This is a genomic window from Thermobifida cellulosilytica TB100 (assembly GCF_001517975.1).
Classification (GTDB): Bacteria; Actinomycetota; Actinomycetes; order Streptosporangiales; family Streptosporangiaceae; genus Thermobifida; species Thermobifida cellulosilytica.
Window position 1 is genome coordinate 273450 of sequence record NZ_KQ950183.1, and the last position, 26326, is coordinate 299775.

At 72.1% G+C, this 26326-nt stretch carries 25 protein-coding genes; 11 read left to right on the forward strand and 14 right to left on the reverse strand.

The window, feature by feature from the left end; all coding sequences use genetic code 11:
* Positions 1-45: 45 nt before the first annotated feature.
* A complete protein-coding gene (locus AC529_RS13900; protein ID WP_198156426.1) occupies positions 46-2004 on the reverse strand; it encodes a serine hydrolase domain-containing protein in 1959 nt (652 codons plus the stop codon).
* Positions 2005-2172: 168 nt separating this feature from the next.
* Entirely contained in the window at positions 2173-3501 is a 1329-nt protein-coding gene (locus tag AC529_RS13905) for a helix-turn-helix domain-containing protein (protein WP_083948222.1), read from the reverse strand.
* Between the two features lie 161 nt (positions 3502-3662).
* On the opposite strand from AC529_RS13905, the gene AC529_RS13910 reads away from it, so the two are divergent.
* Positions 3663-4037 carry a hypothetical protein gene (locus tag AC529_RS13910; RefSeq protein WP_068757355.1) on the forward strand — a complete coding sequence of 125 codons (375 nt, stop codon included), beginning with the start codon at positions 3663-3665 and terminating at the stop codon, positions 4035-4037.
* 102 nt (positions 4038-4139) lie between these two features.
* Here the strand turns inward: AC529_RS13910 and ppgK are convergent, their stop codons facing one another.
* Positions 4140-4931, reverse strand: a complete 792-nt coding sequence (gene ppgK / locus AC529_RS13915; protein WP_068757358.1) for a polyphosphate--glucose phosphotransferase — start codon at positions 4929-4931, stop codon at positions 4140-4142.
* 150 nt (positions 4932-5081) lie between these two features.
* On the opposite strand from ppgK, the gene AC529_RS13920 reads away from it, so the two are divergent.
* Both AC529_RS13920 and arc read left to right on the forward strand, forming a co-directional pair.
* A complete protein-coding gene (locus AC529_RS13920; protein ID WP_068757360.1) occupies positions 5082-6002 on the forward strand; it encodes a tRNA (adenine-N1)-methyltransferase in 921 nt (306 codons plus the stop codon).
* Positions 6003-6167: 165 nt separating this feature from the next.
* On the forward strand, positions 6168-7931 hold the full coding sequence (gene arc, locus AC529_RS13925; RefSeq protein WP_083948225.1) for a proteasome ATPase: 1764 nt from the start codon (positions 6168-6170) through the stop codon (positions 7929-7931).
* Positions 7932-8537: 606 nt separating this feature from the next.
* Here arc and AC529_RS21350 read toward each other — a convergent pair.
* The 6 genes from AC529_RS21350 to AC529_RS13945 form a co-directional block, all read right to left on the reverse strand.
* Positions 8538-8720: a helix-turn-helix domain-containing protein gene (locus AC529_RS21350; RefSeq protein WP_083948228.1), complete on the reverse strand. Its 183-nt coding sequence runs from the start codon at positions 8718-8720 to the stop codon at positions 8538-8540.
* Between the two features lie 244 nt (positions 8721-8964).
* Positions 8965-9507: a methyltransferase domain-containing protein gene (locus AC529_RS20540; protein ID WP_198156427.1), complete on the reverse strand. Its 543-nt coding sequence runs from the start codon at positions 9505-9507 to the stop codon at positions 8965-8967.
* The gene (locus AC529_RS20545; RefSeq protein WP_198156428.1) at positions 9480-10121 is read right to left on the reverse strand and encodes a methyltransferase domain-containing protein; all 642 of its coding nucleotides are present in this window, start codon (positions 10119-10121) and stop codon (positions 9480-9482) included. Before AC529_RS20545 ends, AC529_RS20540 begins: the two co-directional genes overlap by 28 nt.
* Positions 10122-10288: 167 nt before the next feature.
* Positions 10289-12280 carry a hypothetical protein gene (locus tag AC529_RS13935; RefSeq protein WP_068757363.1) on the reverse strand — a complete coding sequence of 664 codons (1992 nt, stop codon included), beginning with the start codon at positions 12278-12280 and terminating at the stop codon, positions 10289-10291.
* Entirely contained in the window at positions 12277-13419 is a 1143-nt protein-coding gene (locus tag AC529_RS13940) for a 5'-methylthioadenosine/S-adenosylhomocysteine nucleosidase family protein (protein ID WP_068757366.1), read from the reverse strand. The genes AC529_RS13935 and AC529_RS13940 overlap by 4 nt, the downstream gene beginning before the upstream one ends.
* The gene (locus tag AC529_RS13945) at positions 13416-14153 is read right to left on the reverse strand and encodes an NUDIX hydrolase (RefSeq protein WP_068757368.1); all 738 of its coding nucleotides are present in this window, start codon (positions 14151-14153) and stop codon (positions 13416-13418) included. Before AC529_RS13945 ends, AC529_RS13940 begins: the two co-directional genes overlap by 4 nt.
* A gap of 299 nt (positions 14154-14452) precedes the next feature.
* Here AC529_RS13945 and dop point away from each other — a divergent pair, with 299 nt between their 5' ends.
* The gene (dop, locus tag AC529_RS13950) at positions 14453-15973 is read left to right on the forward strand and encodes a depupylase/deamidase Dop (protein WP_394326446.1); all 1521 of its coding nucleotides are present in this window, start codon (positions 14453-14455) and stop codon (positions 15971-15973) included.
* A gap of 95 nt (positions 15974-16068) precedes the next feature.
* Here the strand turns inward: dop and AC529_RS13955 are convergent, their stop codons facing one another.
* The gene (locus tag AC529_RS13955) at positions 16069-16293 is read right to left on the reverse strand and encodes an EF-hand domain-containing protein (RefSeq protein ID WP_068757374.1); all 225 of its coding nucleotides are present in this window, start codon (positions 16291-16293) and stop codon (positions 16069-16071) included.
* Positions 16294-16601: 308 nt separating this feature from the next.
* Between AC529_RS13955 and AC529_RS13960 the strand changes: the two genes are divergently transcribed.
* From AC529_RS13960 to pafA, 4 genes are all read left to right on the forward strand, one after another.
* Positions 16602-16811 (forward strand): ubiquitin-like protein Pup, encoded by a 210-nt coding sequence (locus tag AC529_RS13960; RefSeq protein ID WP_068757377.1) that lies wholly within the window; start codon positions 16602-16604, stop codon positions 16809-16811.
* 153 nt (positions 16812-16964) lie between these two features.
* On the forward strand, positions 16965-17813 hold the full coding sequence (gene prcB / locus AC529_RS13965; protein ID WP_068757379.1) for a proteasome subunit beta: 849 nt from the start codon (positions 16965-16967) through the stop codon (positions 17811-17813).
* Between the two features lie 51 nt (positions 17814-17864).
* Positions 17865-18614: a proteasome subunit alpha gene (gene prcA, locus AC529_RS13970; RefSeq protein WP_068757627.1), complete on the forward strand. Its 750-nt coding sequence runs from the start codon at positions 17865-17867 to the stop codon at positions 18612-18614.
* 64 nt (positions 18615-18678) lie between these two features.
* The gene (pafA, locus tag AC529_RS13975; protein WP_068757381.1) at positions 18679-20037 is read left to right on the forward strand and encodes a Pup--protein ligase; all 1359 of its coding nucleotides are present in this window, start codon (positions 18679-18681) and stop codon (positions 20035-20037) included.
* 53 nt (positions 20038-20090) lie between these two features.
* On the opposite strand, the gene AC529_RS13980 is transcribed toward pafA, so the two are convergent.
* The 4 genes from AC529_RS13980 to AC529_RS13995 all read right to left on the reverse strand — a co-directional run bounded on the left by AC529_RS13980 (position 20091) and on the right by AC529_RS13995 (position 23610).
* Positions 20091-20855 carry a FadR/GntR family transcriptional regulator gene (locus AC529_RS13980; RefSeq protein ID WP_083948230.1) on the reverse strand — a complete coding sequence of 255 codons (765 nt, stop codon included), beginning with the start codon at positions 20853-20855 and terminating at the stop codon, positions 20091-20093.
* A gap of 96 nt (positions 20856-20951) precedes the next feature.
* Positions 20952-22097 (reverse strand): galactonate dehydratase, encoded by a 1146-nt coding sequence (gene dgoD / locus AC529_RS13985; RefSeq protein WP_068757383.1) that lies wholly within the window; start codon positions 22095-22097, stop codon positions 20952-20954.
* Positions 22094-22831, reverse strand: coding sequence for a FadR/GntR family transcriptional regulator (locus AC529_RS13990; RefSeq protein WP_232306733.1), 738 nt, complete (start codon positions 22829-22831; stop codon positions 22094-22096). Before AC529_RS13990 ends, dgoD begins: the two co-directional genes overlap by 4 nt.
* Entirely contained in the window at positions 22828-23610 is a 783-nt protein-coding gene (locus tag AC529_RS13995) for an SDR family NAD(P)-dependent oxidoreductase (protein ID WP_068757385.1), read from the reverse strand. The genes AC529_RS13990 and AC529_RS13995 overlap by 4 nt, the downstream gene beginning before the upstream one ends.
* A 285-nt stretch (positions 23611-23895) precedes the next feature.
* Here AC529_RS13995 and AC529_RS14000 point away from each other — a divergent pair, with 285 nt between their 5' ends.
* Genes AC529_RS14000 through AC529_RS14010 form a run of 3 tightly spaced genes read left to right on the forward strand, consistent with a single transcriptional unit; the run spans position 23896 to position 26281 of the window.
* Positions 23896-24690 (forward strand): ABC transporter ATP-binding protein, encoded by a 795-nt coding sequence (locus AC529_RS14000; protein WP_068757387.1) that lies wholly within the window; start codon positions 23896-23898, stop codon positions 24688-24690.
* Positions 24683-25408, forward strand: a complete 726-nt coding sequence (locus AC529_RS14005; RefSeq protein ID WP_068757389.1) for an ABC transporter ATP-binding protein — start codon at positions 24683-24685, stop codon at positions 25406-25408. Before AC529_RS14000 ends, AC529_RS14005 begins: the two co-directional genes overlap by 8 nt.
* A 9-nt stretch (positions 25409-25417) precedes the next feature.
* A complete protein-coding gene (locus AC529_RS14010) occupies positions 25418-26281 on the forward strand; it encodes a branched-chain amino acid ABC transporter permease (protein ID WP_068757391.1) in 864 nt (287 codons plus the stop codon).
* Positions 26282-26326 lie beyond the last annotated feature (45 nt).

Below are 26326 nucleotides of genomic sequence, written 5' to 3' on the forward strand. Positions count from 1 at the left end.
CGCGTCCCCGCGGGGACGCGGCCCGTCGGCCGTCGACGCCGCTGCTCACAGCAGCGGGGTCAGCAGCGTCAGCCCGTAGCGCGTGCCCACCGCGACGACCGCCACCGCGGCCAGGGAGACCAGCGTGTGGTGCAGCCGCCCGGCAACGCCCCACCAGCGGGCGGGCCAGGCCCACACAGCCCCGGCCAGCGCCGCCACCGCCAGGACCGCGGCCACCGTCAGCGGCACGGTGAGCAGCGGAGAGTTGTCGAGGACCAGCGTCTGCAACAGGCTCATGTCGCTCATCAGCACCACGGCCAGCAGGACGTAGCCCAGGCACAGCACGGCCGCTCCGGCCGCCGTCCACCGGGCCGCGCGGGCCGCGGCGGGAACCCGGCGGCTGCGCCCCAGCAGCCTGCGGACCAGGGCGGTGACCGGCCACGCCGCCACCGACACCAGCACCAGCAGCGACCCCACGAGGACCGCCAGGTGCAGGAAGGGGGAGTCGTACCAGGGGACCCGCGCGTAGTGCTGCTCCGGGAAGAGGTCCGTGGCGAGCCCGACCACCTCGCCGTCCCGCTCGACGAACGCCATCAGCTCGCCCGCCTCCGAGCGGAACACCCCCGGCTCGACCTGCACCCAGTGCTGCTTGTCCAGCATCGGGCTGACGGTGCGCAGCCCGTCGGGCGTGGCGGCCACCAGGACCGAGTCGAACAGGGCGAACATCGCACTCAGCTCGTCCCTGCTGGTCCGGGTCGTGATGTAGGAGCCCGCGTAGCGCTGAAGGTCCGCGACCTCCTGCGGGGACAGGCCGGGAGCCGGGGCGGGAAGCCCCTCGTCCCGCCCGGTCCCCGCGAACTCCGCCAGGAACTCCTCGGCGATGCGGAAACGGGCGTCGGCCAGCAGGTCCCCGCCGACGGTGGAGCCGTCGCCGTTCACCGACACGAAGAAGCCCAGGTCCTGCTCGGGCACGAGCACGTACAGGCTGTGCGCGCCGTTGAGGTCGCCGCCGTGGCCGACGACGCGCGGCCCCGCCACGGACTCCTCCCAGAGCCCGTAGCCGCTGCCCGCCACCTCCGGGTGCGCCGCGGCCTGCTGGGACGTCATCGCCGCCACGCTCTCCTCGGACAGCACCCGCACCCCGTCGAGCTCCCCGCCGCCCAGCAGGGCCAGCATGAAGCGCGCCATGTCCGGGGCCGTGGTGTAGGCGCCGCCCGCCGGAACCTGGTTCAGGTACATGTCCGGCACCAGCACGTCGGGGGAGGAACCGTACAGGGTGGGCGCGTGCAGCCGCTCGGCGGCCTCGTCGGGCTGGACGAACCCGCTGCTGTCCATGCCCAGGGGGGCGAAGACGTGCTCGGCGACGTACTCCTCGAACGGGACGCCGGAGACCTCCTCGACGACGTATCCGGCCAGGGTGGTCCCGTAGTTGGAGTAGGCCACGAAGTCCCCGGGCGCGTACACCCGCTCCGGCTGGTACTCCACCACGTACTCGGCCAGCGGCAGCCGCTCCGCGCGGCTCGGCACGGACATGCCCACGACCGCCTCCTCGAAGCCCGCGGTGTGGGTGAGCAGGTGGTGCAGGGTGACCGGCTGCCCGGGATAGGTGTCGGGCAGATGCGCCCGCTGGGGCAGGTACTCGTTGACGTCGGCGTGCAGGTCCAGCTCCCCGCGCTCCACCAGTTGCAGCACGGCCGTCGCGGTGAAGGACTTGCTCACCGACGCCACGGGGAAGGCGGTCCGGTCGACGTCGACCTCGGTCCCCGAGGCCACGTCGGCCAGCCCGTAGCCGCCCGCGAACACCTGCTCGCCGCCCGCCACGACGGAGACCACGGCGCCGGGCACGTCGTGCTGCTCCAGCAGCTCGGGCACCCGCTCGTCGAGGAAGCCCTGTACCGCGTCGGGGGTGGGTTCGGCGGGCGTGCCGTCCGCGGCCGACGCCGCCGGGGCGGCGGCGAGCACGGGAGCGGCGGCCAGCACCGCTGCCGCGCACAGGGAGAGGACAGGTCTTGCTCGTGGAGACACCACACCGGCTCCTCACGTCGTGGTCCAAGGGCCGGGAAGGCCCGCATCACGACACGAAACTAGGAACCGGAGCGGGGTCCGGTCAGTAATGCCGCCACCACACCTGGGGTAGTGGTGGCGCTACCCGGGCAGTGCCCCGGGCGGGCGCCGCCGCCGGACGGCACCCGCTCACAGCCGCAGGCGCCCGGTGACCAGGGAGGTCAACTGCTCGTCCAGCTCGGCCACGCACCGCGCGTACGGCCCCCGGTACTCGCGGCGGAACCGCCGCACCCGGTTGACGACCTTCTCCGAACGGTAGGCCGCCCCCGTGTGCAGGGCCTCGGCGGCCAGCCGGAACGCCTCGTCCACGTCCCCGGCGTCGGCGTGCACCGAGGCCAGCTCCACCATCAGCATCGACCGCTGCTTGGGGGCCGGGGACATCGTGGCGAACGCCTCGGAGAAGGCGGTGCGGGCCTCGTGCGGGCGGTGCAGCCGCACTGCGGCCAGCGCCCGGTACCCGGCGACCTTGGCCGAGTCGAACGGGAAGACCCACGGCCAGGGCGGCTCGGTGTTGTCGGAGCGCTCCACGGCGGCCTCGGCACGGCCGAGCTCCCGCTGGGCGGCCGAGACGTCGCCCAGCCCCGCGTGGGCGAGCGCGCGCACGCACGACAGCCAGGCCCGCGCGGTGGGATGGGCGCCGTCGCCGAGCCGACGGGTGGCCTCGTGGGCCAGTTGCAGCCCCAGCACCGGATCCTCCGAGTCGACCTCGAAGATCGCCAGACTGCCGAGCATGTAGACGGCCAGCAGGACGTCCTCCGACTGGCGGGCGTGCTCCACGGCCCGGCGGTAGAACATCCGCGCCGACCCCGCGTCGCCCATGTCGGCGTGCAGCCAGGCGGCGAACCCGGCCGCCTCGCTGGTCGCGGCGGCCACCTCCGTGAGGAAAGGAGTCTGCCTGGCCCGCAGCAGGGTCCGGGAGGACAGCTCGAGGTGCGCCAGCGCGGCCTTCACCAGGTCGCGCGAGGGCGCCGAGGCGTCCAGCCTGCGCTGGCCCCCGGTGATGGCGCGCAGAGTGGCCGCCGTCAACTCGTGGATGTCGCCCACCGCCGAGGCGCTCGGCAGGGGAAACGCAGCCAGGGCAACAGCCTTGGTGAAGTCTCGACGTCGCGTTGGACCCGCCCCCTTCGTCCGGCCCGCCGCGGACGCGGCGGGAGGGCGTGAGGCCACCGATGGCGTGGAAACAGGGCTCGCCGGAGCGAACCGCAGCAGGTGAACCGGGATCCCCAGCCGTTCGCAGACCTCCCTGACCTGGTTCAGGGTGAGCGACTGCTGGCCGTTGACGACTCGGGACACCCAGCTCTGGCTGTAGCCGACCGTCCGTGCCAGGTCGGCCTGGGACCACCCCCGGGCGAGCCGGACGGCTTCCACAAGGGACGCCATGTCGCAGGTGGCCAGTGCGGCGGCCACCGCGGGGCGGGTCCAGAAATCCACGGGCAGAGTGCCTTCACGCTGGGCCATGAGCCTAGGTTAAAGAGTTGACCTGGGGTTTGTAGCTATCAGTAAAAGAAATACGAGCATGCGGGAGGCGCATAAGGGTTTCCGATCCGGTCACGGGACGGGCACAGTCAGGAGTCCGGGGCCTCGCCGGCATGCGGGGTTCCAGAACGGAGGGGGAACACGTGACGATCGAGATGCCACCCAGGGGGACGCCTGCACAGTCCCGGGCCGCGTACCGCTTCGACGGGCACCGCGGCGACGCGCAGTGGAGCCTGGCACTGTGCGAACTGGAGGCCTCGCTGCGCCGGGCCGGCGTCGAGGCGACACTGAACGGCCAGATCGGAGCGGTCGACGCCGTGCTCCGCGGTACCGCGGGGAGGCGCAGGTCCCGGACACAGCGCACCGTCCTGCGACCGCACCGCGGCCGGCTCTGGTGGTGGCTGCGGGTGCCGCCGGAGGAGGCGAACGCGCCCTACCTGACGCCCCTGGCGCCCGCCGCCGAACCCGCCGCGGTGGCCCGGCGCATCCGCGGGCTGCTCACCGCGGTACAGGACTGACCGCCCGCCCCGCACCCGGCGACGAGGAGGCCCGGGGACCGCGGCCCGCCCCCCTGACCGGACCGCGCCTCCGGTCCGGGCCCGGCGGCACCGCCCCGGCGGTCACGCGGCGGCCCCCTGCCCGCCCAGCCGCTCCGCGGCCAGCACCGCGGCCCCCACGATCCCCGCGGTGTTGCGCAGCTTCGCCGGCACGATCGGCGCGTTCAGGCGCAGGTAGGGAAGGAACTTGTCGGACTTGCGGCTGACCCCGCCGCCCACCACGATCAGGTCCGGCCACAACAGGTTCTCCACCACCGAGTAGTAGCGTTGCAGCCGCTGTTCGGCCCACTCCCGGTAGGACAGGTTGTCCCGCTCCTTGGCGCTGGAGGCGGCCCGGGTCTCGGCGTCGTAGCCGTCGATCTCCAGGTGGCCGAACTCGGTGTTGGGCACGAGGATCCCGTTCACCAGCAGCGCCGACCCGATCCCGGTGCCCAGGGTGGTCATCAGCACCACGCCGTCGACACCGGCCGCGGCGCCGTAGCGGTGCTCGGCCACCGCCGCGGCGTCGGCGTCGTTGATCACCATCACGCGCCGACCCGTGGCCTCGGCCAGCAGCGCCGCGACGTCGGTGCCGATCCAGGAGCGGTCCACGTTGGCGGCGCTGCGCGCCACCCCGTTCTGGATGACCGCGGGGAAGGTCACCCCCAGCGGGGCGTCCTCGGCCACGTGCTCGGGGAAGGCGGCGGCGATCTCCGCCACGACCGAGGCGACCGCCTCGGGCGTGGCGGGGCGCGGCGTGGGGATCTTCAGCCGGTCGACCACGAACGTCCCGCTGTCCAGGTCGACAGGCGCGCCCTTGATCCCGCTGCCGCCGATGTCGATGCCGAGTCCGATTCGCGAAATGGGGCGCGTCATCAGGTCTTCCGCCTCTCCCGTCACCCTGCCTGGCAGGTGTATTTAACCCTGTTCCTGCCCCGGCTTCGCCGATTACGCCGCAAATCCCCGCTGCGGATAGGCTGGACGACCGGCACCCAGCACCCGGACTCACGAAAGAAGACGACACCAGTGACCGGCATCCACGGCCGACGCGGCCCCTTCGCCGAGGGCGACATCGTGCAGTTGACCGACCCCAAGGGCCGGATGCACACCATCACCCTGCGCGCCGGCGCGGCGTTCCACACCCACCGGGGGCGGCTCGACCACGACGACCTCATCGGCCGCCCCGAGGGCAGCGTCGTGACCGCCAGCTCCGGCATCGCCTACGTCGCCCTGCGGCCACTGCTGGCCGACTTCACCCTGTCGATGAAGCGCGGGGCCACCATCGTCTACCCCAAGGACGCCGCGCAGATCGTCGCGCAGGCCGACATCTTCCCGGGCGCCCGGGTACTGGAGGCCGGGGTCGGCTCGGGTGCGCTGACCTGCTGGATGCTGCGTGCGGCCGGGGAGCACGGCTACGTCTCCTCCTACGAGCGCCGCGCCGACTTCGCCGAGATCGCGCGCACCAACGTCACCCGCTTCTTCGGCGCCGAACCCGCCTCGTGGCGGCTCACCGTCGGAGACCTCGCCGAGAGCCTCGACGAGGGCGACTTCGACCGGGTGGTCCTGGACATGCTCTCGCCCTGGGAGTGCCTGGAGGCGGTCGCCAAGGCGCTCAACCCCGGCGGCCTCATCTGCGTGTACGTGGCCACCACCACGCAGTTGTCGCGGATCGTGGAGGCCCTGCGCGAGCACGGCTCCTTCCACGAGCCCTACCCCTTCGAGACGATGGTGCGGACCTGGCACGTGGAGGGGCTGGCGGTGCGCCCCGACCACCGCATGATCGGGCACACCGGCTTCCTGGTCACCGCCCGCAGGCTCGCCGACGACGCGACCGCGCCCGAGCGGCGCCGCCGCCCCGCCAAGGGCGCCTACGGGGAGGACTACGCCGAGGCCCGGCAGGCCCTGGGCCAGGCCGGGCAGCAGGAGGAGGAAGACGGGGGACGGTAAGGCCACCCGACGTTACGTTCTCATTACGCCGCTTCCCGATCTGTGGGCTGACCTCGCTGTTCCCCCGAACGGCCAGTGGACTGCCCCACACTCGACCAGATCGGCAGGTTAGGAACGGGGCCTGGGTAGGTAGGCTCCGGAATAGATTTTTCCTCTTAACGGGAGGTGGCGGACGTGGCCGATCGCGATGACGAGCGTCATGCAGAACGCGACCGTGACGAACTCGTGGCTCAGGTCTCCTACCTGGAAAAGGAGCTCAGCGTCCTGCGGCGTAAGCTCGCCGACTCCCCTCGGCACGTGCGGCTGCTGGAAGACCGACTCCAGGAGGCCCAGGCCGCCCTGGCAGCGACCACTGCCAAGAACGAGCGGCTGGTCACGGCCCTGAAGGAGGCCCGCGACCAGATCGTCGCCCTCAAGGAGGAGGTCGACCGGCTCTCCCAGCCGCCTTCCGGCTTCGGGGTCTTCCTGGGGGCGCGCGACGACGGCACCGTCGAGATCTTCACCAACGGCCGCAAGATGCGGGTCAACGTGAGCCCCTCCGTCGACGTCGACGACCTGCGGCCCGGCCAGGAGGTGATGCTCAACGAGGCGTTCAACGTCATCGAGGCCGCCTCCTACGAGACCGTCGGCGAGGTCGTCATGCTCAAGGAGATCCTTGAGGACGGCGAGCGCGTCCTGGTCATCTCCAACCACGACGAGGAGCGGATCGTCCGCGTCGCCGAGCCCCTGCGCGACGAGCCGCTGCGGGCGGGCGACTCCCTGCTGCTGGAGCCGCGGTCGGGATACGTCTACGAGCGCATCCCCAAGTCCGAGGTCGAGGAGCTGATCCTGGAGGAGGTGCCCGACATCTCCTACACCGACATCGGCGGCCTCAGCGGGCAGATCGAGATGATCCGCGACGCGGTCGAACTGCCCTACCTGCACAAGGAGCTGTTCCGCGAGCACAAGCTGCGCCCGCCCAAGGGCGTGCTGCTGTACGGCCCGCCCGGATGCGGCAAGACCCTCATCGCCAAGGCGGTCGCCAACTCGCTGGCCAAGCAGGTGGCCCAGAAGACCGGCCGCGACGTCGGCAAGAGCTTCTTCCTCAACATCAAGGGCCCCGAGCTGCTCAACAAGTACGTCGGCGAGACCGAGCGGCACATCCGGCTGGTCTTCCAGCGGGCCCGGGAGAAGGCCAGCGAGGGCACGCCGGTCATCGTGTTCTTCGACGAGATGGACTCCATCTTCCGCACCCGCGGGTCGGGGGTGTCCAGCGACGTGGAGAACACCATCGTCCCGCAGTTGCTCAGCGAGATCGACGGTGTCGAGGGCCTGGAGAACGTCATCGTCATCGGCGCCTCCAACCGCGAGGACATGATCGACCCGGCGATCCTGCGGCCCGGGCGTCTGGACGTCAAGATCAAGATCGAGCGGCCCGACGCCGAGGCGGCCCGCGACATCTTCTCCAAGTACATCACCCCCGACCTGCCGCTGCACGCCGACGACCTCGCCGAGCACGGCGGCTCGCCCACCGCGACGGTCAACGCCATGATCCAGCGGGTGGTCGAGCGCATGTACGCCGAGTCCGACGAGAACCGCTTCCTGGAGGTCACCTACGCCAACGGCGACAAGGAGGTCCTCTACTTCAAGGACTTCAACTCCGGCGCGATGATCCAGAACATCGTGGACCGGGCCAAGAAGATGGCCATCAAGGACTACCTGGACACCGGCTCCCGCGGCCTGCGCGTCTCCCACCTGCTCCAGGCGTGCGTGGACGAGTTCAGCGAGAACGAGGACCTGCCCAACACCACCAACCCCGACGACTGGGCGCGCATCTCCGGCAAGAAGGGCGAGCGCATCGTCTACATCCGGACCCTGGTCTCGGGCAAGAAGGGCGCCGACTCCGGCCGCTCCATCGACACCGTGCCCAACACCGGCCAGTACCTGTAACCACCGCAGCAGCGGGGCCCGCCGACTGCTCGGCGGGCCCCGGAGGTCCGGCGCTGGAAGCCCTCGTCCTGACCCGGGGCGGGGGCTTCTCGGTGTTTCAGGAGGCCGACCTCTCCCGGCCGGGCTTGGGATTCACCACCCACAGTGGGGTCTGTGCTCCGTCTTCCCCGCCTTCTTCGGAGCGCACCGACATTCTGAAGGTGTGCTCGCCGTGTGCGGTGACGGTGAACTGGAAGTCCATCGCCACGTTGATCCTGGGGGGAAGTCCGGGGAGGAGGCGGGGGCGAATTGCTGGTGCTCGGCCGTTCCGGGCGAAGACGACTTCCCCGTCGGGGGCGAACACGACCAGTGTGAAGTGGAGATTCTTCGCGGTGGCCGCCTCCTCGCCCGAGCTCCGGGCGAGGAGCACTCCGCGCGGGGCCGCGGGCAGTCGATCGGCCAGGACCACGTTGTGGTCGAAGCCGACGACCGTGGTGGCGCCCCGACTGTCGAGAGCAGTGTGGTGTGAGTGTTGAAGGTCCTCACCGGGGCGGGGGGGAGGAGGTCTCGATCCGGGACCAGGTAGCGGTGGAGGTCACTGGGGGGACTGCACACGCGGGAGACCGGTCACCGTGAAGCGGAGGCGGGCCTGCACGGCGCGCGCGTAGCGCTGGATCGTGGAGATGTGCGGATCGCCCGCGAAGGTTTCGATATGTCGGACACGGCTGACTGCGTGGTGCCCATCCGCTCGGCGACCGCAGCTTGAGTGAGGCCGTTCTGCTTGCGGATCTGAACCAGTGTTTCGACCAGGTCGACGAACGCGTCGACGTCGTGCGCCGCTGCCTGCTGGGCTGGGTCGTGGGGGCAATCCCAGGCAGATCGTCCAGGCTGGTGTCGTCCACTGCACCCTCCTGGCCACCTGGTTTTCGGGGATTGTCTGGCGTCTTCGGGATGTCGTCGGGTTGGGGTGTTGAAAGGACCTCTGTTCGGCGGGGAGGCGTCGTCAGGGAGGAATGCGGTCCCCGACGAAAGAAGGGGCGCTTCGACCTGCGATTCAGGAAATCCCGGCCCCCTGGTCGGCCTTGACCTGCAATTTCCACCTCCCGCGCATCAGGGTCGTCCGCCCGTCGGGGGTCACGCGCACCCACGCGCCCCGCACCGGCAGCTCCCCGTGCCGCAGCCAGTGGTCCCGCACCCCGTCCAGCAGGTCCCACAGGCGCCGCGGCCCGCCCTGGTACACCACGGGAGGCTCCTGCCCGCGCGCCTCGGCGCGGGCCCACGAACCGTCCGGGTGCGCCATGAGCGCGGTCCGGCGCTCCCCGTCCGCGGAGTAGCGGTGCCGCACGCCCGGGCACAGCAGGGCCAGCATGGACTGCACGTCCCAGGCCTGCGCCACGTCGAGCACCGGGTAGCGGCCCGTCTCGGGAGTCCCCTCTCCGGTGGCCGCGGCCGTCCAGTCCACCCCGTCGTCGGGGTGGTCGTCGCCGGAACGGGCGGACATGAACCCGCCCCGGTCCCACGTGGTGTGCCCCAGCAGGGTTCCGTCGTCCTGCCGGTCGGCGACCACGATCAGGCTCGTGTCCGCCAGGGTGGCCACCACCCGCCCGCCGGGGCGCAGCGCGGCGATCCACGAGGGGGAATCCCGGGCACGCCCACCGTCGCCACGATCCGGTCGTAGCCGCCGGGCGGCAGCTCCCCGCCCAACGCGTCCAGGCAGTGGAGCCCGGGGGACAGGCCGACGGCGGCCAGCCGTCCGGCCGCCGCCCGCACCAGGTACCGGTCGACGTCGACCGACACCACCCGGTCTCCGCCGAACCGGTGTGCCAGCAGCGCCGTGCCGTACCCGGAGCCGGTGCCGACGTCCAGCACGCGCATCCCCGGCGCGAGGAGCGCGTGCTCGTACATGCGGACCGTCAGCGACGGCATCGTGGCCGACGACGTCGGCCGACCGTGCACGGCCTGTCCGGGGAGCGCGTGGTCGGCGTGCACGCCTCCCACCCGGGTGACGAGGCTGCGCTCCGAGTAGGCGGCCTGTAGCCACGCCTCCGGGGCGTCCGCGCCGCGCCGCACCCGCCAGGTCCGGTCGTCCGCCTGCTCGAACCAGGCGGGGACGAACACGTGCCGGGGCAGGCCCAGCACCGCGTCCCGCCACGGCGACCCGGGTCGGGCCACCCGGTCGGCCAGCGCGGCGGCGTGACCACTCCAGTCCATCGCGGTCTCCTCACTCCTGAAGCGGCGGCCCCTCGCCGCCAGGCCTGCACACCGGACCCCGCCAGGGAAGGAAGGCCTCCGGTCCCGGGCGGGGCCGGGACCCCGGAGACGGGCGGGAAGGCGGCGGTTTCCCGCCCGCACCCGCCGAAGGCGGTGCCGCGGCCGGGTCAACTGGCGAGGGCCTCCGGGGCCGGTGGCGGCTCTTCGGAGCCGTCCTGCCGGGGCAGCCGGGACACGGCCCTGCGTTCTGTGAGCCGGTCGACCCACTTCTTCCCCTCGGCTCCGATCCCCTCCAGCAGGAGCATGGACTGCCGGAACCCGGAGGAGTCGAGGTTCCTCTCGAAGATCTCCTCGCCGGTTTCCTCCGGGAGGAGGGAGTCCTCCGTCTCCCGGGGAGAGGAGAACTCCTGGCTCGTGCCGTCCACGAGGGCGACCTTCATCGTCATCTTCTGGTCCTCGTCCTCCACGGAGACCGAGGAGACGGAGTCGAAGCTGAACTCCTTGCGTGCCGTGCAGCGGAAGTCCGCCTTCTCGAAGTCGAGGAGGAAGACGGCCTCCCGTACTCCGCCCCGGGTGATGAGGAAGATGCGGACCTCGTACTTCGAGTAGCGCCACTGTCCGCGTTCGATGCGCCTCTGCTTGCAGGAGCCTGCCGCTCCCAGGTGGAAGAAGTGGGCGATGACGTCGTGCCACTTCAACTGGTAGTGGCGGAGTGCGGCGTCCAGCAGGAGGGTCAGGTCGGCGTGGAGCCACGCCTGCATCTCCCCCTCGGACGGCCGGGTCTCCTCCAGCCTCCGCCGCCAGCGGAGCTCCTCGGCCTTGCGCTCGTTCAGGACGCGTTTCCGTTCTTCCTCCTCCTCGGCGAAGCGCCGCTTCTCTGCGGCGATGCGCAGCCACAACGGCACCGCGAACCACGCTCCGGCCAGGACGAGAAGCGTGGTGAGCACGGTGGTGAACGGGCGGCCCGGAAACGCCGCGGCCGTCAGCGCCACGGCCGCCGCGGCCGCGACAGCCAGGGAGAGCACGCACCGGAGCTTCGTGGTGGGGCTGACCTGGTACCGCTTCCGGTACTCCCACAGGGTCCCCGACAGCCAGCGCCGTCGGACGTCGCGGACCAGGTACCTGACCAGCCAGGCGACCCGGCGGGCGGGGATCCGGCTCTCCCGGTAGATCTCGACGACCTCGTTGCGGAGCGCCCGGCGCACCCCCGCTGTCGTGCGCAGCCACTCCTCGGCGGCGGAGGCGGGGGCGTACTTGTGGGAGTAGTAGCGGAACAGGGAGTCGACCCTTCCGGCGAAGCCGTCCGCCCCGGCAGAGGAGGCACCCGGGCGCGGGCCGCCGTACTCGCGCTCCTTCGCCCGGAGCCGCTGCGTGCAGGAGTACCACCGCAAGCCGGCGGCCGCGGCCACCGGGCCGCAGGCGAGGACCAGCAGCAGGAGGAGCGCCGGGAGCGGCCCCGTGGCGGCCAGGGGCGCCCAGCAGGTGCCCGCCGCCGCCAGGGCGACCGCGGACCAGAGCCCGGCAGGCAGGAGCCCGTCGAGATCGGCCGGTGCGACGGTCCGGGACCGGGCCTCGATCGGGTCGGGCTCGAAGTAGGCCCACACCCGGCCGGTGCGTTCGTCGGCGGTCTGCTGCTGCTCGGCCTTCCGGCAGATCTCGGCCCACAGGCGCTCCTTGGCGCTTCCGGTGAGCACCGCGTCGAGGTGGCGGAGGATCTGGTCGCGCTGGCGGTCGGGGAGGGTGTCGAGAGTCTTGAAGACGGTGTCGTCCCCGCCCTCCTCGGCGAAGCGGAGCAGGCCGAAGACCACCTCCAGGGCGCGCCGCCACTCGTCGTCGGGCAGAGAGTCCAGTTCGATCGAGACCTGGGAGAGGTTCTCCCGGTCCTCCGGGCTCAGCACGTACGGGGAACGCGCGCTCAGGAGGGCGAGAACCCAGTGGAACCGCACCTCGCCGCTGTCGTGTCCGTGGGCGCGGGCCTCTCCGATCAGGGCGCGGGCCTGGGAGGGCACGCCGTTGGCGAGGTAGCGGAGGCCGACCTCGTACTTGCGGCGGGGAGGGGCGTCCGGGGACATCAGGTAGATCTTCGAGTTGTGGATCTCTCCGGCCTGGACCCCCACGAAGGAGTCGGTCGCCGTGTTGGCGGTGTGGGCGGCGGTCATGACAGTCCCCGGAGTGCGGTGACGAGGGCGGCGGCCTTCGCGGCCAGTTCGGTGAGGTCGGCGAGGCGGTTGGAGAGGCTCCGGAGCGCGAGTGCGGCCATGCTCCTGCCCTCCGGGGTGTTTTCCGCCAGCGCCCTGGCGGCCAAGTCGAGTTCGGCGCGGGCCGCGTGGTAGACGGACCCGTCGAGCCTGCCGGAGGAGTGCTCCCGCCGGAGGGCGTCGCGCAGCGCGGCCAGGTCGGCGGCGGGGGCGCTCCCGCCCGGCCGTGGGGAGGGGAACGTCACGGACACGGTGCTGCCGGTGATGATGCCCGCCTGGATGGCGACCTGGCTGTTGTGGGCGTTGTTCACCACGGAGCCGTTGCGGTGCTGGGGGGTGGAGGACATGGAGTGCTCCCGGTCGTCGATGATCTCTGCGGCGAGCCGGAGGGCGAAGGCCGCGGCGTTCGCCGCGGCGACGGGCTGCCAGGCGTGGTCGTTCCCGGTGGTCTTGGTGCCGTCGGCGCGGTCGCTGATGCCGCGGACCACCGCCACGGGGGCGCCGCCGAGGTGGCCGGCCTGGGCCACGCCCGCCGCCTCCATCTCGATGGCGATCGCGTCGTTGTAGGTCTGGCGGATCCAGCGCGCCTCGCGGGAGATCCGGGAGTTCTGCACGACCTCCCCGGCGGCGACGGGGCCGAAGTGGACCTGGGGGGCGGGGTGGTCCGGGTGTGCCGCGGCGGCCCAGTCGGCGGTCCTGGCGAGGGCGTGGCCGAGCTGGAGGAGGTCGTGGGCGGTCTCCCAGACGCGGGGGCGGGCCTTGAGGCCGTCGTCCTCGCTGGTGCCGCCGTGGTAGGCGTAGACGTGGGTGGCCATGACGACGTCGCCGAGCGGGGGAGCGTCCCACAGGGCGCCGGCCACACCGACGAACACGAGTGCCGCGGGGGAGAACTCCTCGACGGCCCGTTCGGCCAGGACCGCGGAGGTGTGGTTGCCCTTGCCGGTGAGGCCGAGCACCACGGGGGTCCGGGTCCCCGCGACGGTGCCGGTCTCGAAGCGGGTTCCCCGGGGGTGGCGGTGCGGGCGGAGGCCGTCCAGGCCGTTGCGGACGGCGGTGTATTCGAGGTCGAGGGCGGTGAGGATCACCACGGGATCGGTCATGGGTCGGTCCTCAGGGGTGTAGGTGTCTGGGACGGCGGGCGGTTGAGCGGGGGGAACAGCACGGTCTGCGGTCCGCGGCGGAAAAGCTGTGCGGGGCGGCCCCCGGTCGTGCGCCGTTGCGATCCGGCCGGGACGATGAAACCGGGAATTCCGCGGACTTTCCGGTAGAAATTACGCGGATCGAGTCGGGTTCCCCAGACCGCTTCGTAGACCTGCTGTAGTTCCGCGATGGTGAAGGTCTCCCCGCAGAATGCGGCGGCCAGGGAGGATTTCTCGAGTTTGGTGCGGGCGCGCTCGATTCCGTCGGCGAGGATCTGCCGGTGGTCGAAGGCGAGTTCGAGGTGTCGCGCCTCGACGTCGTGGACGGGCACCCAGGCGGCGCCCGCCGCGTCGGTTCCCGCCTCCGGCTCCGGGAGCCCGGGGGCGACGGCCAGGTAGGCCACGGAGACGACCCGGCCCCGCGGGTCGCGGCCGAGGGCCCCGTAGGCGCCCAGTTGCTCCAGGTGCAGGCGGGCTGCGTCGAGGTTGGCCTCCTCCCGCAGTTCGCGCCGGGCCGCTGCCGTGAGGTCCTCGTCCGCGTGGCTGAGAAAGCCTCCGGGGAGCGCGTGGCGGCCCCGGTAGGGCTCGATTCCCCGTTCGACGAGCAGCACGTGCAGTTGCGCGGAACGGAGCGTCAGAATGACCAGGTCGACCGCGAGAAGAACGGGAGGAGGCGTCCACGGGGTGTCGGGCATGGCAGCCATTCTCCCTTGCCGTCATTCTGACAGGAAGTGGAATCCGTTCTTTTCCTGAACAACGGAGAAAAGGGGCGTCCCCAACTGTTTCCCCTGGGGGAGGATTCCGGTTTGCCGGTGTGAGGGCTCCGGGAGGGAAAGCGGCCGCGCCCGGCGGGCGGGCGCTTCCCCGCCGGGCGCGGGGGCCGGGACTCCCCCCGCGCCCGGCCGGGGAGTGCAGGACGGGACGAACACGGCTGTTCGAGCACAATTCGGCGGGTCGCGCATCAAAGCGTGTCCCGCTGGATACCCTTCACAACATGACTGTGCGGCGGATTATGGGCATCGAGACCGAGTACGGGATCTCCGTGCCCGGCAACCCCGGTGCCAATGCGATGGTGACCTCCACTCAGGTGGTCAACGCCTACCTGGCGGCCTCGGCCGCGCGGGCGCGCAGGGCCCGCTGGGACTTCGAGGAAGAGAACCCGTTGCGTGACGCGCGCGGCTTCGACCTGGCGCGCGAGGCCGCAGACCCCAGCCAGCTCACCGACGAGGACCTGGGCCTGGCCAACGTCATCCTCACCAACGGCGCGCGGCTGTACGTCGACCACGCCCACCCCGAGTACTCCGCCCCCGAGGTCACCAACCCCCGTGACGCGGTGCTGTGGGACAAGGCGGGCGAACGGGTCATGGAGGACGCCGCCCGGCGCGCCTCGGCCCTCCCCAACGCCGAGCCCATCCAGTTGTACAAGAACAACACCGACAGCAAGGGCGCCTCCTACGGCTGCCACGAGAACTACCTGATGCGCCGGTCCACGCCGTTCGCGGAGATCGTGCAGCACCTCATCCCGTTCTTCGTCTCCCGGCAGGTGGTGTGCGGCGCGGGCCGGGTCGGCCTCGGCGTCGACTCCCGAGAGGCGGGCTACCAGATCAGCCAGCGCGCCGACTTCTTCGAGGTCGAGGTGGGCCTGGAGACCACCCTGAAGCGGCCCATCATCAACACCCGCGACGAGCCGCACGCCGACCCCGACAAGTACCGGCGGCTGCACGTCATCATCGGCGACGCCAACATGAGCGAGATCTCCACCTACCTGAAGCTGGGGACGACCTCGATCGTGCTGTCGATGATCGAGGACGGCTTCCTCACCACGGACCTGTCGCTGGAGACCCCGGTCGCCGACCTGCGGGCCGTCTCGCACGACCCCGGCCTCACCCACCAGGTGCGGCTGCGCGACGGACGGCAGATGACCGCGCTGCAACTGCAAGGCGAGTACCTGGAGCAGGCCCGCAAGTACGTCGAGGACCGCTACGGCACCGACGTCGACCCCGACACCGCCGACGTGCTCGACCGCTGGGAGGCGGTCCTGACCACCCTGGCCGACGACCCCATGCGGCTGGCCGACCAGCTCGACTGGGTGGCCAAGCTCAAGCTCCTGGAGGCCTACCGCGCCCGCGACGGACTGGCCTGGGACCACCACCGCCTGCAGATGGTCGACCTCCAGTACTCCGACGTGCGCGAGGACCGCGGCCTGTACAACCGGCTGGTGGCGCGCGGCAGGATGCGCCGCCTCCTCGACGAGTCCGAGGTGCAGCGGGCCGTCACCGAGCCCCCCGCCGACACCCGCGCCTACTTCCGCGGGCGCTGCCTGGCCAAGTACGCCGACTCGGTGGCCGCGGCCTCGTGGGACTCCGTCATCTTCGACATCCCCGGCTACGACTCCCTGCAACGCGTCCCCACCCTGGAGCCGCTGCGCGGCACCCGTGAGCACGTGGGGGAGCTGCTGGACCGCTCCGACACCGCCGCGGACCTGGTGGCCGCCCTCACCGGCGGCAGGCGCTGACCCGCGGCGCCCCGGCCGCCCGCTCGGGACCGGCGGCCGGGGCCGCGGACCGGAGCACCCCCGGCGGCCCGCCCGGGCTCCCGGACCTTCGCGCCTCAGTTGCGCCCGGCAGCAGAGCGCATGTAGGCGGTGAACTCCTCCAGGGAGATCAGCCCGTCGCCGTCGGAGTCGATGCCGCGCACGGCCGCCTCGGCCTGCTCCGCGGTGATCGGCGATCCCAGCACCTCCATCAGCCGGCTCAGCTCGCCCGCGGAGATGCGCTGGTCGTCGTCGCTGTCGACGAGGTCGAACGTCGCCGCGTACTCGTTGGTGTCGGCCACCGCCGTCCCCTTTCCGGCCCCTCGGCCGTGCCGTGATCGTGATGCGTGGACGATCGGTACCCTACAGCCGCCGTGCGGCGGACGGGACGGGCCGCAGCGAGCCGGGAGGGACGGTCCGGAGGGGCCGCAGAACCGGTCCGGAATCCCCGGCGACCGCGGCGGGCGGGATCCGCGTTGTTGCTGTTCAAACGTGTGTACGGGTGTTCCCGTGGGTAACGTGCGCAAAACAGGCGCCCTGATCAAGGTTGAGCGGGGCCCCAAGTGGCCAAGATAGAGGCGAGAGCTCGACAACAGGGAGGAGCCTCCACATGGCGACCAGGGAAACCGGGGGTCACAAGCACGCCACTCGGCACGACCAGGACCAGGAGATCGAAGAGGTCGAGACCGGGACCGAGGCCGCGGCCCGCAACGAGAAGCTGGCCGAGGACGTCGACGACATCCTTGACGAGATCGACGAGGTCCTCGAGACCAACTCCGAGGACTTCGTGCGGCAGTTCGTGCAGAAGGGCGGACAGTAGCGCCGACGGGGGCGGCAGTTCGCTGACAGAGAAGTCGTCACCGGCGGGTACCTCCGCCTCCTGAGCTGTCAGTAGGGTCACAGCAAGGCAACCGAAGCAAGTCCGCGGCGTCCCGCCCGCACCCGCGGGCGGGACGCCACCGAAGGGAGTCGCGTGTCTGAAGCGTTCATGGGCAGCGGACGCCTGCCCGCAGCGTTCATGAATCCGGGGACCTCGTCGTTTGTCGACTTCCTCAGCCAGGTGAGCCCTGACCGGCTGCCCCGCCTCGCAGACCTGACCTCCGACGGCTCCCCCGCCCACCTGACCCCCGAAGCCACCACCATCGTGGCCCTCGTCTTCCCCGGCGGCGTCGTCCTGGCCGGCGACCGAAGAGCCACCTCCGGCAACGTGATCGCCAACCGCGACATGGACAAGCTGTTCCGCACCGACGAGTTCTCCGCCGTCGCCATCGCGGGCGCTGCCGGGATCGGCATCGAACTGGCCAAGCTCTTCCAGGTGGAGCTGGAGCACTACGAGAAGCGCGAGGGCCGCCCGCTGTCCCTGGAGGGCAAGGCCAACCGGCTGGCCACCATGATCCGCTCCAACCTGGGGCTGGCCATGCAGGGCTTCGTCGTGGTCCCGCTGCTCGTCGGCTACGACACCGCCCGCGGGGAGGGGCGGATCTTCAGCTACGACCCGGTGGGCGGCTGCTACGAGGAGCACCGCTACCACTCCATCGGCTCCGGCTCGGTCTACGCCAAGGGGGCGCTCAAGAAGCTCTACCGCGAGGACCTCACCGAGGCCGACGCCGCGCTGGCCGCACTGCAGGCGCTCTACGACGCCGCCGACGACGACTCCGCGACGGGAGGCCCCGACTTGCAGCGCGGGATCTACCCGCTGGTCGACGTCATCACCGAGGAGGGGCACCGCCGGATGTCCACGGAAGAGGTCGAGTCGCTGGCGCGGACGGTCGTGGCCGGACGCGCCGAACGCCCCGACGGCCCCACCGCCCCGGTGCGCTGATCCTGTCGTCCCCCGCCCTTTCGACCAGTAAAGGAAACCACGCCGGTGTCGATGCCCTTCTACGTCTCGCCCGAACAGATCATGAAGGACAAGGCGGACTACGCGCGAAAAGGGATCGCGCGGGGCCGCAGCGCCGTCGTGCTGCAGTACGACGGCGGAATCCTGTTCGTGGCGGACAACATGTCGCGGACGCTGCACAAGATCAGCGAGCTCTACGACCGGGTCGCCTTCGCCGCGGTCGGCCGCTACAACGAGTTCGAGAACCTGCGCCTGGCCGGGGTCCGCTTCGCCGACATGCACGGCTACACCTACGACCGCAGCGACGTGACCGGCCAGATGCTGGCCAACGCCTACGCCCAGACCCTGGGCGCGGTCTTCACCGAGAGCAGCAAGCCCTGGGAGGTCGAGATCGTCGTCGGGGAGGTCGGAGACTCCCCCGACACCGACCAGATCTACCGCATCACCTTCGACGGCTCGGTGGTGGACGAGCACGACTTCCTCGCCATGGGCGGATCGGCCGAGCGGGTCACCGCGGCGCTGCGTGAGCGGTACGTCAAGAACATGTCCCTGACCGAGGCGCTGCGGGTCGCGGTGCACGGTCTGGCCCACGAGAACGGCGAGCGGCGCGAGCTGAAGGCGACCAGCCTCGAGGTGGCGGTGCTGGAACGCTCACGGCCGCACCGCAAGTTCCGCCGCATCCAGGGGGACCGCCTGGTCCGGATGCTGGAGGAGGCCCGGCAGGCCGAGGAGACGGCCGAGGCCCAGGCACCCGAAGACGGCGGCGCCACTGACGGAGTGTGATTCGGCAGGCGCCGCGGGCCCGGGTCCGCGGCGCCGCGGACGGAAGAAGGACGGGTGAGGCCGCGTGGAACGCCGCATCTTCGGTCTGGAGAACGAGTACGGGGTCACCTGCACGTTCCGGGGGCAGCGCCGGCTGTCGCCGGACGAGGTGGCCCGCTATCTGTTCCGCCGTGTGGTGTCGTGGGGACGCAGTTCCAACGTGTTCCTGCGCAACGGAGCGCGGCTCTACCTGGACGTGGGATCCCACCCCGAGTACGCCACCCCCGAGTGCGACAACCTGCTCGACCTGGTGGCCCACGACAAGGCCGGCGAGCGCATCCTCGAAGGGCTGCAGGTCGACGCCGAGCAGCGGCTCCACGAGGAGGGCATCGCCGGGGACATCTACCTGTTCAAGAACAACACCGACTCGGCCGGCAACTCCTACGGCTGCCACGAGAACTACCTCGTGGGGCGGCACGGGGAGTTCGGGAAGCTGGCCGACGTCCTCATCCCCTTCCTGGTCACCCGCCAGATCATCTGCGGCGCGGGCAAGGTGTTGCAGACCCCGCGCGGTGCGCTGTACTGCGTGAGCCAGCGCGCCGAGCACATCTGGGAGGGCGTGTCCTCGGCCACCACCCGCTCCCGCCCCATCATCAACACCCGCGACGAGCCGCACGCCGACGCCGAGAGGTTCCGGCGGCTGCACGTCATCGTGGGCGACTCCAACATGAGCGAGACCACGACGCTGCTCAAGCTCGCCTCCACCGACCTGGTGCTGCGCATGATCGAGGCGAACGTGGTGATGCGCGACTACACGTTGGAGAACCCGATCCGGGCGATCCGCGAGGTCAGCCACGACATGACGGGCCGCCGCAAGGTCCGGCTGGCCAACGGCCGCGAGGCCAGCGCGCTGGAGATCCAGCGCGAGTACCTGGAGAAGGTGCAGAACTTCGTGGACCGCACCGGTACCGACGCCACCGGCAAGCGGGTGCTGGAGCTGTGGCAGCGCACCCTGGAGGCGGTCGAGACCGGCAACCTGGACCTGGTGGCGCGCGAGATCGACTGGGTGGCCAAGTACAAGCTGCTGGAGCGCTACCGTGCCAAGCACGGGCTGAGCCTGTCCTCGCCCCGGGTGGCCCAACTGGACCTGACCTACCACGACATCCACCGCGACCGCGGCCTGTTCTACCTGCTGCAACGGCGCGGGCAGATGGAGCGCGTGGTCAGCGACCTGAAGATCTTCGAGGCCAAGTCGGTGCCGCCGCAGACCACCCGGGCCCGGCTGCGCGGCGAGTTCATCAAGAAGGCACAGGAGAAGCGGCGCGACTTCACGGTGGACTGGGTGCACCTCAAGCTCAACGACCAGGCCCAGCGCACCGTGCTGTGCAAGGACCCGTTCAAGGCGGTCGACGAGCGGGTGGAGAAGCTCATCGCGGGCATGTGACCCGGCGCCCGGCTCCCCGCCCCGGGCGGGGAGCCGGGGACGGTCCGCCGGGGTCAGCGGGCGGAGTCCCCGACCGGCCGCCGCAGCGTTCCCCGCGCCGCCGGGGCGGAGTCGGCGGCACCGCCGACGCCGTGCCGCAGCAGGTCCTCGGCGGTCTGCTCCAGGTGGGCGTTCATCGCGGCCCGGGCCGCCGCGGGGGAGCCGGCGGTGATCTCGGCGAGGATGCGGCGGTGGTGCCGCAGGGTGCGGCGGCGGACCTGGACCACGTGGGCGGCCCGGGTGTGCAGCCGCAGCAGCATCCGCTCCAGCGGTCCGCACATCGCCGGGACGAACACGTTGCCGCAGGAGCGCAGGACCGTCGAGTGGAAGGCGAGCTCGGCGCGGACGAAGGCGGCGGCGTCGTGCTCGGCGACGGCCTTGTCCATCTCCGCCACGTGCGTCCCCAGCAGGGCGAGGTCGGCCTCGCTGCGGCGCTGGGCGCACAGCTCGGCCGCTCCCGTCTCCAGGATGCGCTGGGCCTCCAGCAGTCCCAGCGCCGCCGTGCTCGACCCGCTGCGGCGTCCCGCCAGGCGCAGGACGAGCTCCAGGTCGGTCCACTGGTCGGGGGCGTTGACGTAGGTGCCGCGTCCGCGTTTGACCCGGACGATGTTCTTGGTCCGCAGCACCTTGACCGCCTCGCGGACGGTCAGACGGCTGACGCCGGCCTGTGCGGCGATCTCGCCCTCCGAGGGCAACGCCTCGTCCACCGCGAGCTCGCCGCGCACCACCTGGTCGAGTAGCTGGTCGGCCAGGCGGTCCGCCAGGCTCTCACTCCCCATGCACGGACTACCTTCGGAACAGTTCGGTTTCCGCGAAAGTAACACTCCATCACTCAATGTGCAAGATGTCACACAGGGAGACATGGGGAATAAAGGTCACCATTCGGCGAAGGAGCCGTCGGGATGGCGCCAGACCGGCCCCCGCCAGTCGGGCACCGACCCGTCGGCGGCGCGCACCGCACGCTCGTCCACGGTGATCCCCAGCCCGGGTCGGAGGGGACGGGGCAGGTAGCCGTCGGCGACGGTGAACACCTCCGGGTCGACCAGGTAGTCGAGGACCTCCGCGCCCCGGTTGTAGTGGATGCCGATGCTCTGCTCCTGGATGAGGAAGTTCGGCACGCAGCAGGCGATCTGCATGCCGGCGGCCAGCGCGACCGGCCCCAGCGGGCAGTGCGGGGCCAGCAGCACGTCGAAGGTCTCGGCGAGCGCGGCGATGCGGCGCACCTCCGAGATGCCGCCCGCGTGCGACAGGTCCGGTTGCAGCACCGCGATCCCCGCCTGCAACGCGGGCAGCATCTCGGCGCGGGAGAACAGCCGCTCCCCGGTGGCGATGGGCACGGTGGTGGCGGCCACCACGTCGCCGATGCGGTGGGTGTGCTCGGGCAGCACCGGCTCCTCGACGAACAGGGGGTGCAGCGGGGCCAGGTGCTCGACGACCCGCCGCGCGTTGGCGGTGGTGAAGCGGCCGTGGAAGTCCACCGCGAAGTCCCGGTCGGGGCCGAGGGCGGCGCGCGCCGCCTCGGCGCGGCGCACGATCTCCGCCACCGCGCGCGGCGTGGAGAGCGGGTCGGTGCGGCCCGCGGCGTTCATCTTCACCGCGGTGAACCCCGCCTCCACCCGCTCGGCCACCGCCTCGGCGATCTGTCCGGGCTCGTCCCCGCCGACCCAGCCGTAGCAGCGCACCCGGTCCCGCACCGGGCCGCCCAGCATGACGTGCACCGGGACCCCCAGCACCTGGCCCGCGATGTCCCACAGCGCCTGGTCGAGCCCGGCCACCGCGCTGGACAGCACCGGCCCGCCGCGGTAGAAGGACGCCTTGGCCATCGTCTGCCAGTGGTCCTCGATCCGCATCGGGTCGCGGCCGACGAGCAGCTCGGCGAGTTCGTGCACCGCGGTGCGCACGGTGGAGGCGCGCCCCTCCACCACGGGCTCGCCCCAGCCCACCACGCCGTCGTCGGTCTCCACCCGGCACAGCAGCCAGCGCGGGGGCACGGCGAAGGTCTCGACGCGGGCGATCTTCACGTGTGCTCCTCCCGGTCGGGGGGACCGGCCGCGGGGGCGGCCAGGCGGCGGACGTCGGCGGCGGAGGCGGCCAGCAGCGCGCGCATCGCGGCCTCGGCCGCGTCGGCGTCGCGGGCGCGCACCGCCTCCAGGACCGCGCGGTGCCCCGGGACCGGGTCGGCCCCCGGGTCGGCGGAGTGCACCAGCACGTCGCGTTCCACCAGGCCGGGGGCGACCAGCAGGTCCATGCGGGCCAGCAGCTCGTTGCCGGAGGCGGCCAGCAGGCAGCGGTGGAACTCCAGGTCGGCCAGCGCGTGCGCGCGGGGGTCGCCGCGGGTGCGCTCCATGCGGGCCAGGGCCTCGGCCAGGTCCGCCACCTGCGCACCGGTCCGGCGCGCCGCCGCGTAGCGCGCGGCCGCCGGCTCCACCAGGGCGCGCAGCTCGGCCAGGTCGGCCATGAGCCGGGCGGTGTCGCCGCCGCAGGCGCGCCAGCGCGCCACGTCCGCGTCGAGCAGGTGCCACTCCGAGCGCGGCCGCACGAAGGTGCCGCGCTTCTGCCGGGAGTCCACCAGCCCTTTGGCGGCGAGCACCCGCACGCTCTCGCGCAGCACGCTCATGCTCACCCCGAGTTCGGCGCCCAGGGCGCGCAGGTCGAGGAGCGAGCCCTCGGGCAGCGCGCCGGAGGCCACGCGCCGCCCCAGCAGTTCGACGATGCGGCCGTGGACGCCCCGGCCCGCGTACCCGCCCACGGTCACGCCGAGGTCTTGTAGGAGGTCCAGCCGCCGTCGACGAGCAGCGTCGTCCCGGTGACGTAGGAGGCGTCGTCGGAGAGCAGGAAGGCGATCGCGGCGGCGACCTCGGCGGGGTCGCCGAGACGGCCCGCGACGGTCTGCTCCGCGCTGCGGCGCACGTCCTCGGCGCTGACGCCGTCCCAGGCGCGGGTGCGGATCGGCCCGGGCAGGACGCTGTTGACCCGCACCCGGGGGCCGTACTCCACCGCCAACTGCCGCGCCAGGCCGGTCAGCCCCGCCTTGGCCGCGGCGTAGGCGGGACGGCCGGGCAGTCCGACCAGCGCGTGCACCGAGGAGACCGCCACCACGCTGCCGCCGCGGGCGAGCAGGTCGTCCAGGCAGGCGCGCACCCCCAGGAAGGTGGCGGTCAGCGTCACCGCCAACTGGTCGTTGAAGTCGGCCGGCGAGGTGGCGTGGGCGGGGGCGACGGTGACCCGGTAGGCGTTGCTGACTAGGGCGTCCACGGGACCGAACGCGTCGTTGGCGGCGCGCACGGTGCGCGCCCAGGCGTCCTCGTCGGAGACGTCGCAGTGCTGGAAGAGCGCGCGGCGGCCGTGCGCGCGCAGCTCGGCGGCGGCCTGTTCGCCGCGCTCGGCGTCGATGTCGGCGAGGACGACGGCCGCGCCCTCGGCGGCCAGCCGCCGCGCGGTCGCCGCTCCGATGCCTCCCGCGGCTCCGGTGACCAGGGCGACGCGGTCGGTGAAGCGGGAGGCGGAAGGGCCCGAGGGTGCGGATGGCGGCACGGTGCTCTCCGAGGACGGCCGAAACGGCGCGGAATAAATCTGAATTAATTTTTGCGCCGCAGGTCACCGGGGCGCAAGGGCTATCGGTGAAATCACCGGTTCCTCCGGTGGACACTTCCCGGGGCACGGGGCCGTGGGTAACTTGAGGGTCCGCGGCACAGCCCCCCTTGTCCCTCCCCGGCGTGCCGCAGTGTCGGCCCCGTCGCATACCAACCGGTTGGGATGCGACGGGGCGTGTCCCGCGACCCCACCCGCGGTGGCCCCGCACAGACAGAAAGAGACGCCATGGCCCCTACCGCATCCTCCCCCCTGATGGAGGCCGAGGGGGTGACCGTCCGCTTCGGCGGCCTCGCCGCGCTCTCCGACGTCGGACTGAGCATCGCCCCCCAGAGCGTGACCGGCCTCATCGGGCCGAACGGAGCCGGCAAGACCACCCTGTTCAACGTGCTGACGGGAGTGGTCAGACCGCAGCGCGGCACCGTCACCTTCAAGGGCCGCCCTCTGCGCGGCCACCGGCCGCACCGGTTGGCGTCACTGGGGATCTCCCGCACCTTCCAGGGACTCAACCTCTTCGGCCTGATGACGGTGCTGGACAACGTGATCGTCGGCGCGGACCCCCTGGGCCGCTCCCGGCTGCCCGGCATGCTCACCGGCCTGGGCGGCTACGAACGCGACGAACGGGAGCTCGCCGACCGCGCGATGGCCCTCCTGGAGGAGTTCGGCATCGCCGACGTTGCCCACGCCCTGCCCGCCACCCTGCCCTACGGGTTGCAGAAGCGGGTGGCGCTGGCCCGCGCCCTGGCGGCCGAACCCGAACTGCTGCTCCTCGACGAGCCCGCCAGCGGCCTGTCCGGCGCCGACCTGGCCGACCTGGCCGCCGTCATCCGCCGGTGCAGCCGGACCATGGGCGTCGTCCTCGTCGAACACCACATGGACCTGGTCATGGACGTGTGCGACCACATCGTCGTCCTCAACTTCGGCAGGGTCATCTGCTCCGGCCCGCCCGCCGCCGTCCAGGCCGACCCCGCCGTCGCGGAGGCCTACCTCGGCACCCCCGTCCAGGAGGACGCCGGTGACTGACACGCCCCTGCTCCAGATCGAGAACCTCTCCACCCACTACGGCGCGGTCCAGGCGCTGCGCTCGGTGGACCTGACCGTCCACGCCGGCGAGATCTGCGCGGTCCTGGGCGCCAACGGCGCGGGCAAGACCACCCTGCTGCGCACCGTCTCCGGACTCCAGCCCGCCGCGCCGGGCAGCCGGGTCCGCGTCGGCGGCGTCGACGTCACCCGCAGCCCCGCCGAGGACATGGTCCGCCACGGCCTGGCACACGTGCCCGAGGGCGGCGGCGTCATCGTCGAGCTGACCGTCGAGGAGAACCTGCGCCTGGGCGGGCTGTGGCGGCGGGACCGGCGCGACCGCGCCAGGGCGCTCGACGAGGTGTACGCGCTGTTCCCGCCGCTGGCCGAGCGGAGGAGGCGCCCCGCCGGCACCCTGTCCGGCGGCGAGCGCCAGATGCTCGCCATCGGCCGGGCGCTGATGGCCCGGCCCCGGGTGCTGCTGCTGGACGAGCCCTCCCTGGGACTGGCCCCGCTCGTCACCCGGCAGATCATGCGGCTGCTGCACGACCTGCGCGAGCGCACCGGGCTGACGGTGGTGCTGGTGGAGCAGAACGCCGCGAGCGCCTTGTCCGTCACCGACCACGGCGTCGTGCTCTCCCAGGGGGCGGTCGTGGCCCGCGGAAGCTCCGCCGAACTCCTCGCCGACGACCGCATGCGCCACGCCTACCTGGGCTTCTGAGGGGGCCACGTGAACCAGTTCGTCAGTCTCACCTTCGAGGGGATCGCCAACGGCGCGGTCTACGCGGCCCTCGGGCTGTCCCTCGTCATCGTCTACCAGGCGACCCGGGTGGTGAACTTCGCCCAGCCCGCGCTCGCCCTGATCGCGGCCTACACCGCCCACACCGTCATCCGGGCGACCGGCAGCTACTGGCTGGGCTTCGCCTCCGCCGTGGCCGCCGGGACGCTGCTGGGCGTGCTCACCGAGCGGCTCCTGCTCCGCCGCGTGCAGGACCGGTCCCCGCTCAACGCCGTCATCCTCACCCTCGGCCTGCTCCTCGCCCTGCGGGGCCTGGCCGGCATGGTGTGGGGCAACCTGCAACACTCCTTCCCGCCCCCGATGAGCTTCCGCGACCTCGAGGCGGTCCCCATCTCCCCGGAGGAGCTCTTCGCCCTCGCCTCGGTCGCCCTGGTCGCCGCCGCGCTGTTCGTCCTCCACCGCTTCACCCCCCTCGGGCTGCGGATGCGCGCCGCGGCGCTGCGCCCCGAGTCGGCGCGGCTCAGCGGGGTCCGGGTGGGACTGGTGCTCACCGCCGGCTGGGGCATCGCCTCGGCGATCGGCGCGCTCGCCGGGATGCTCGCCGTCCCGCCGCTGCTGTCGCCCACCGTGCTCGACGCGGTCTTCGTCTACGGCATCGCCGCGGCCGTGCTCGGCGGCCTGGACAACCCGTTCGGGGCGCTCGCCGGCGGCCTGGTCATCGGCGTGGGCCTGTCCTACGTCTCCGGCTACGTCGGCTCCGAGCTCACCACGCTCGCCGCCCTGGCGATCCTCGTCGTCGTGCTCAGCCTGCGGCCCGCCGGACTGTTCTCCCGGGCGACCGTTCGAAAGGTGTAGTCGATGGCCTCCTCCCTGCGACGAGACGACCCCCCGGCGACGGCC

Bases quoted from the DNA above. Each gene is read 5' to 3' on its own strand.
- AC529_RS14000 (WP_068757387.1), top strand. From the start codon at position 23,896: ATGGCCCCTACCGCATCCTCCCCCCTGATGGAGGCCGAGGGGGTGACC.
- dop (WP_394326446.1), top strand. From the start codon at position 14,453: ATGACTGTGCGGCGGATTATGGGCATCGAGACCGAGTACGGGATCTCC.
- AC529_RS13960 (WP_068757377.1), top strand. From the start codon at position 16,602: ATGGCGACCAGGGAAACCGGGGGTCACAAGCACGCCACTCGGCACGAC.
- AC529_RS13945 (WP_068757368.1), bottom strand. From the start codon at position 14,153: ATGCCCGACACCCCGTGGACGCCTCCTCCCGTTCTTCTCGCGGTCGAC.
- prcA (WP_068757627.1), top strand. From the start codon at position 17,865: ATGCCCTTCTACGTCTCGCCCGAACAGATCATGAAGGACAAGGCGGAC.
- AC529_RS13940 (WP_068757366.1), bottom strand. From the start codon at position 13,419: ATGACCGATCCCGTGGTGATCCTCACCGCCCTCGACCTCGAATACACC.
- AC529_RS13935 (WP_068757363.1), bottom strand. From the start codon at position 12,280: ATGACCGCCGCCCACACCGCCAACACGGCGACCGACTCCTTCGTGGGG.
- AC529_RS13905 (WP_083948222.1), bottom strand. From the start codon at position 3,501: ATGGCCCAGCGTGAAGGCACTCTGCCCGTGGATTTCTGGACCCGCCCC.
- ppgK (WP_068757358.1), bottom strand. From the start codon at position 4,931: ATGACGCGCCCCATTTCGCGAATCGGACTCGGCATCGACATCGGCGGC.
- AC529_RS13980 (WP_083948230.1), bottom strand. From the start codon at position 20,855: ATGGGGAGTGAGAGCCTGGCGGACCGCCTGGCCGACCAGCTACTCGAC.
- AC529_RS20545 (WP_198156428.1), bottom strand. From the start codon at position 10,121: ATGGACTGGAGTGGTCACGCCGCCGCGCTGGCCGACCGGGTGGCCCGA.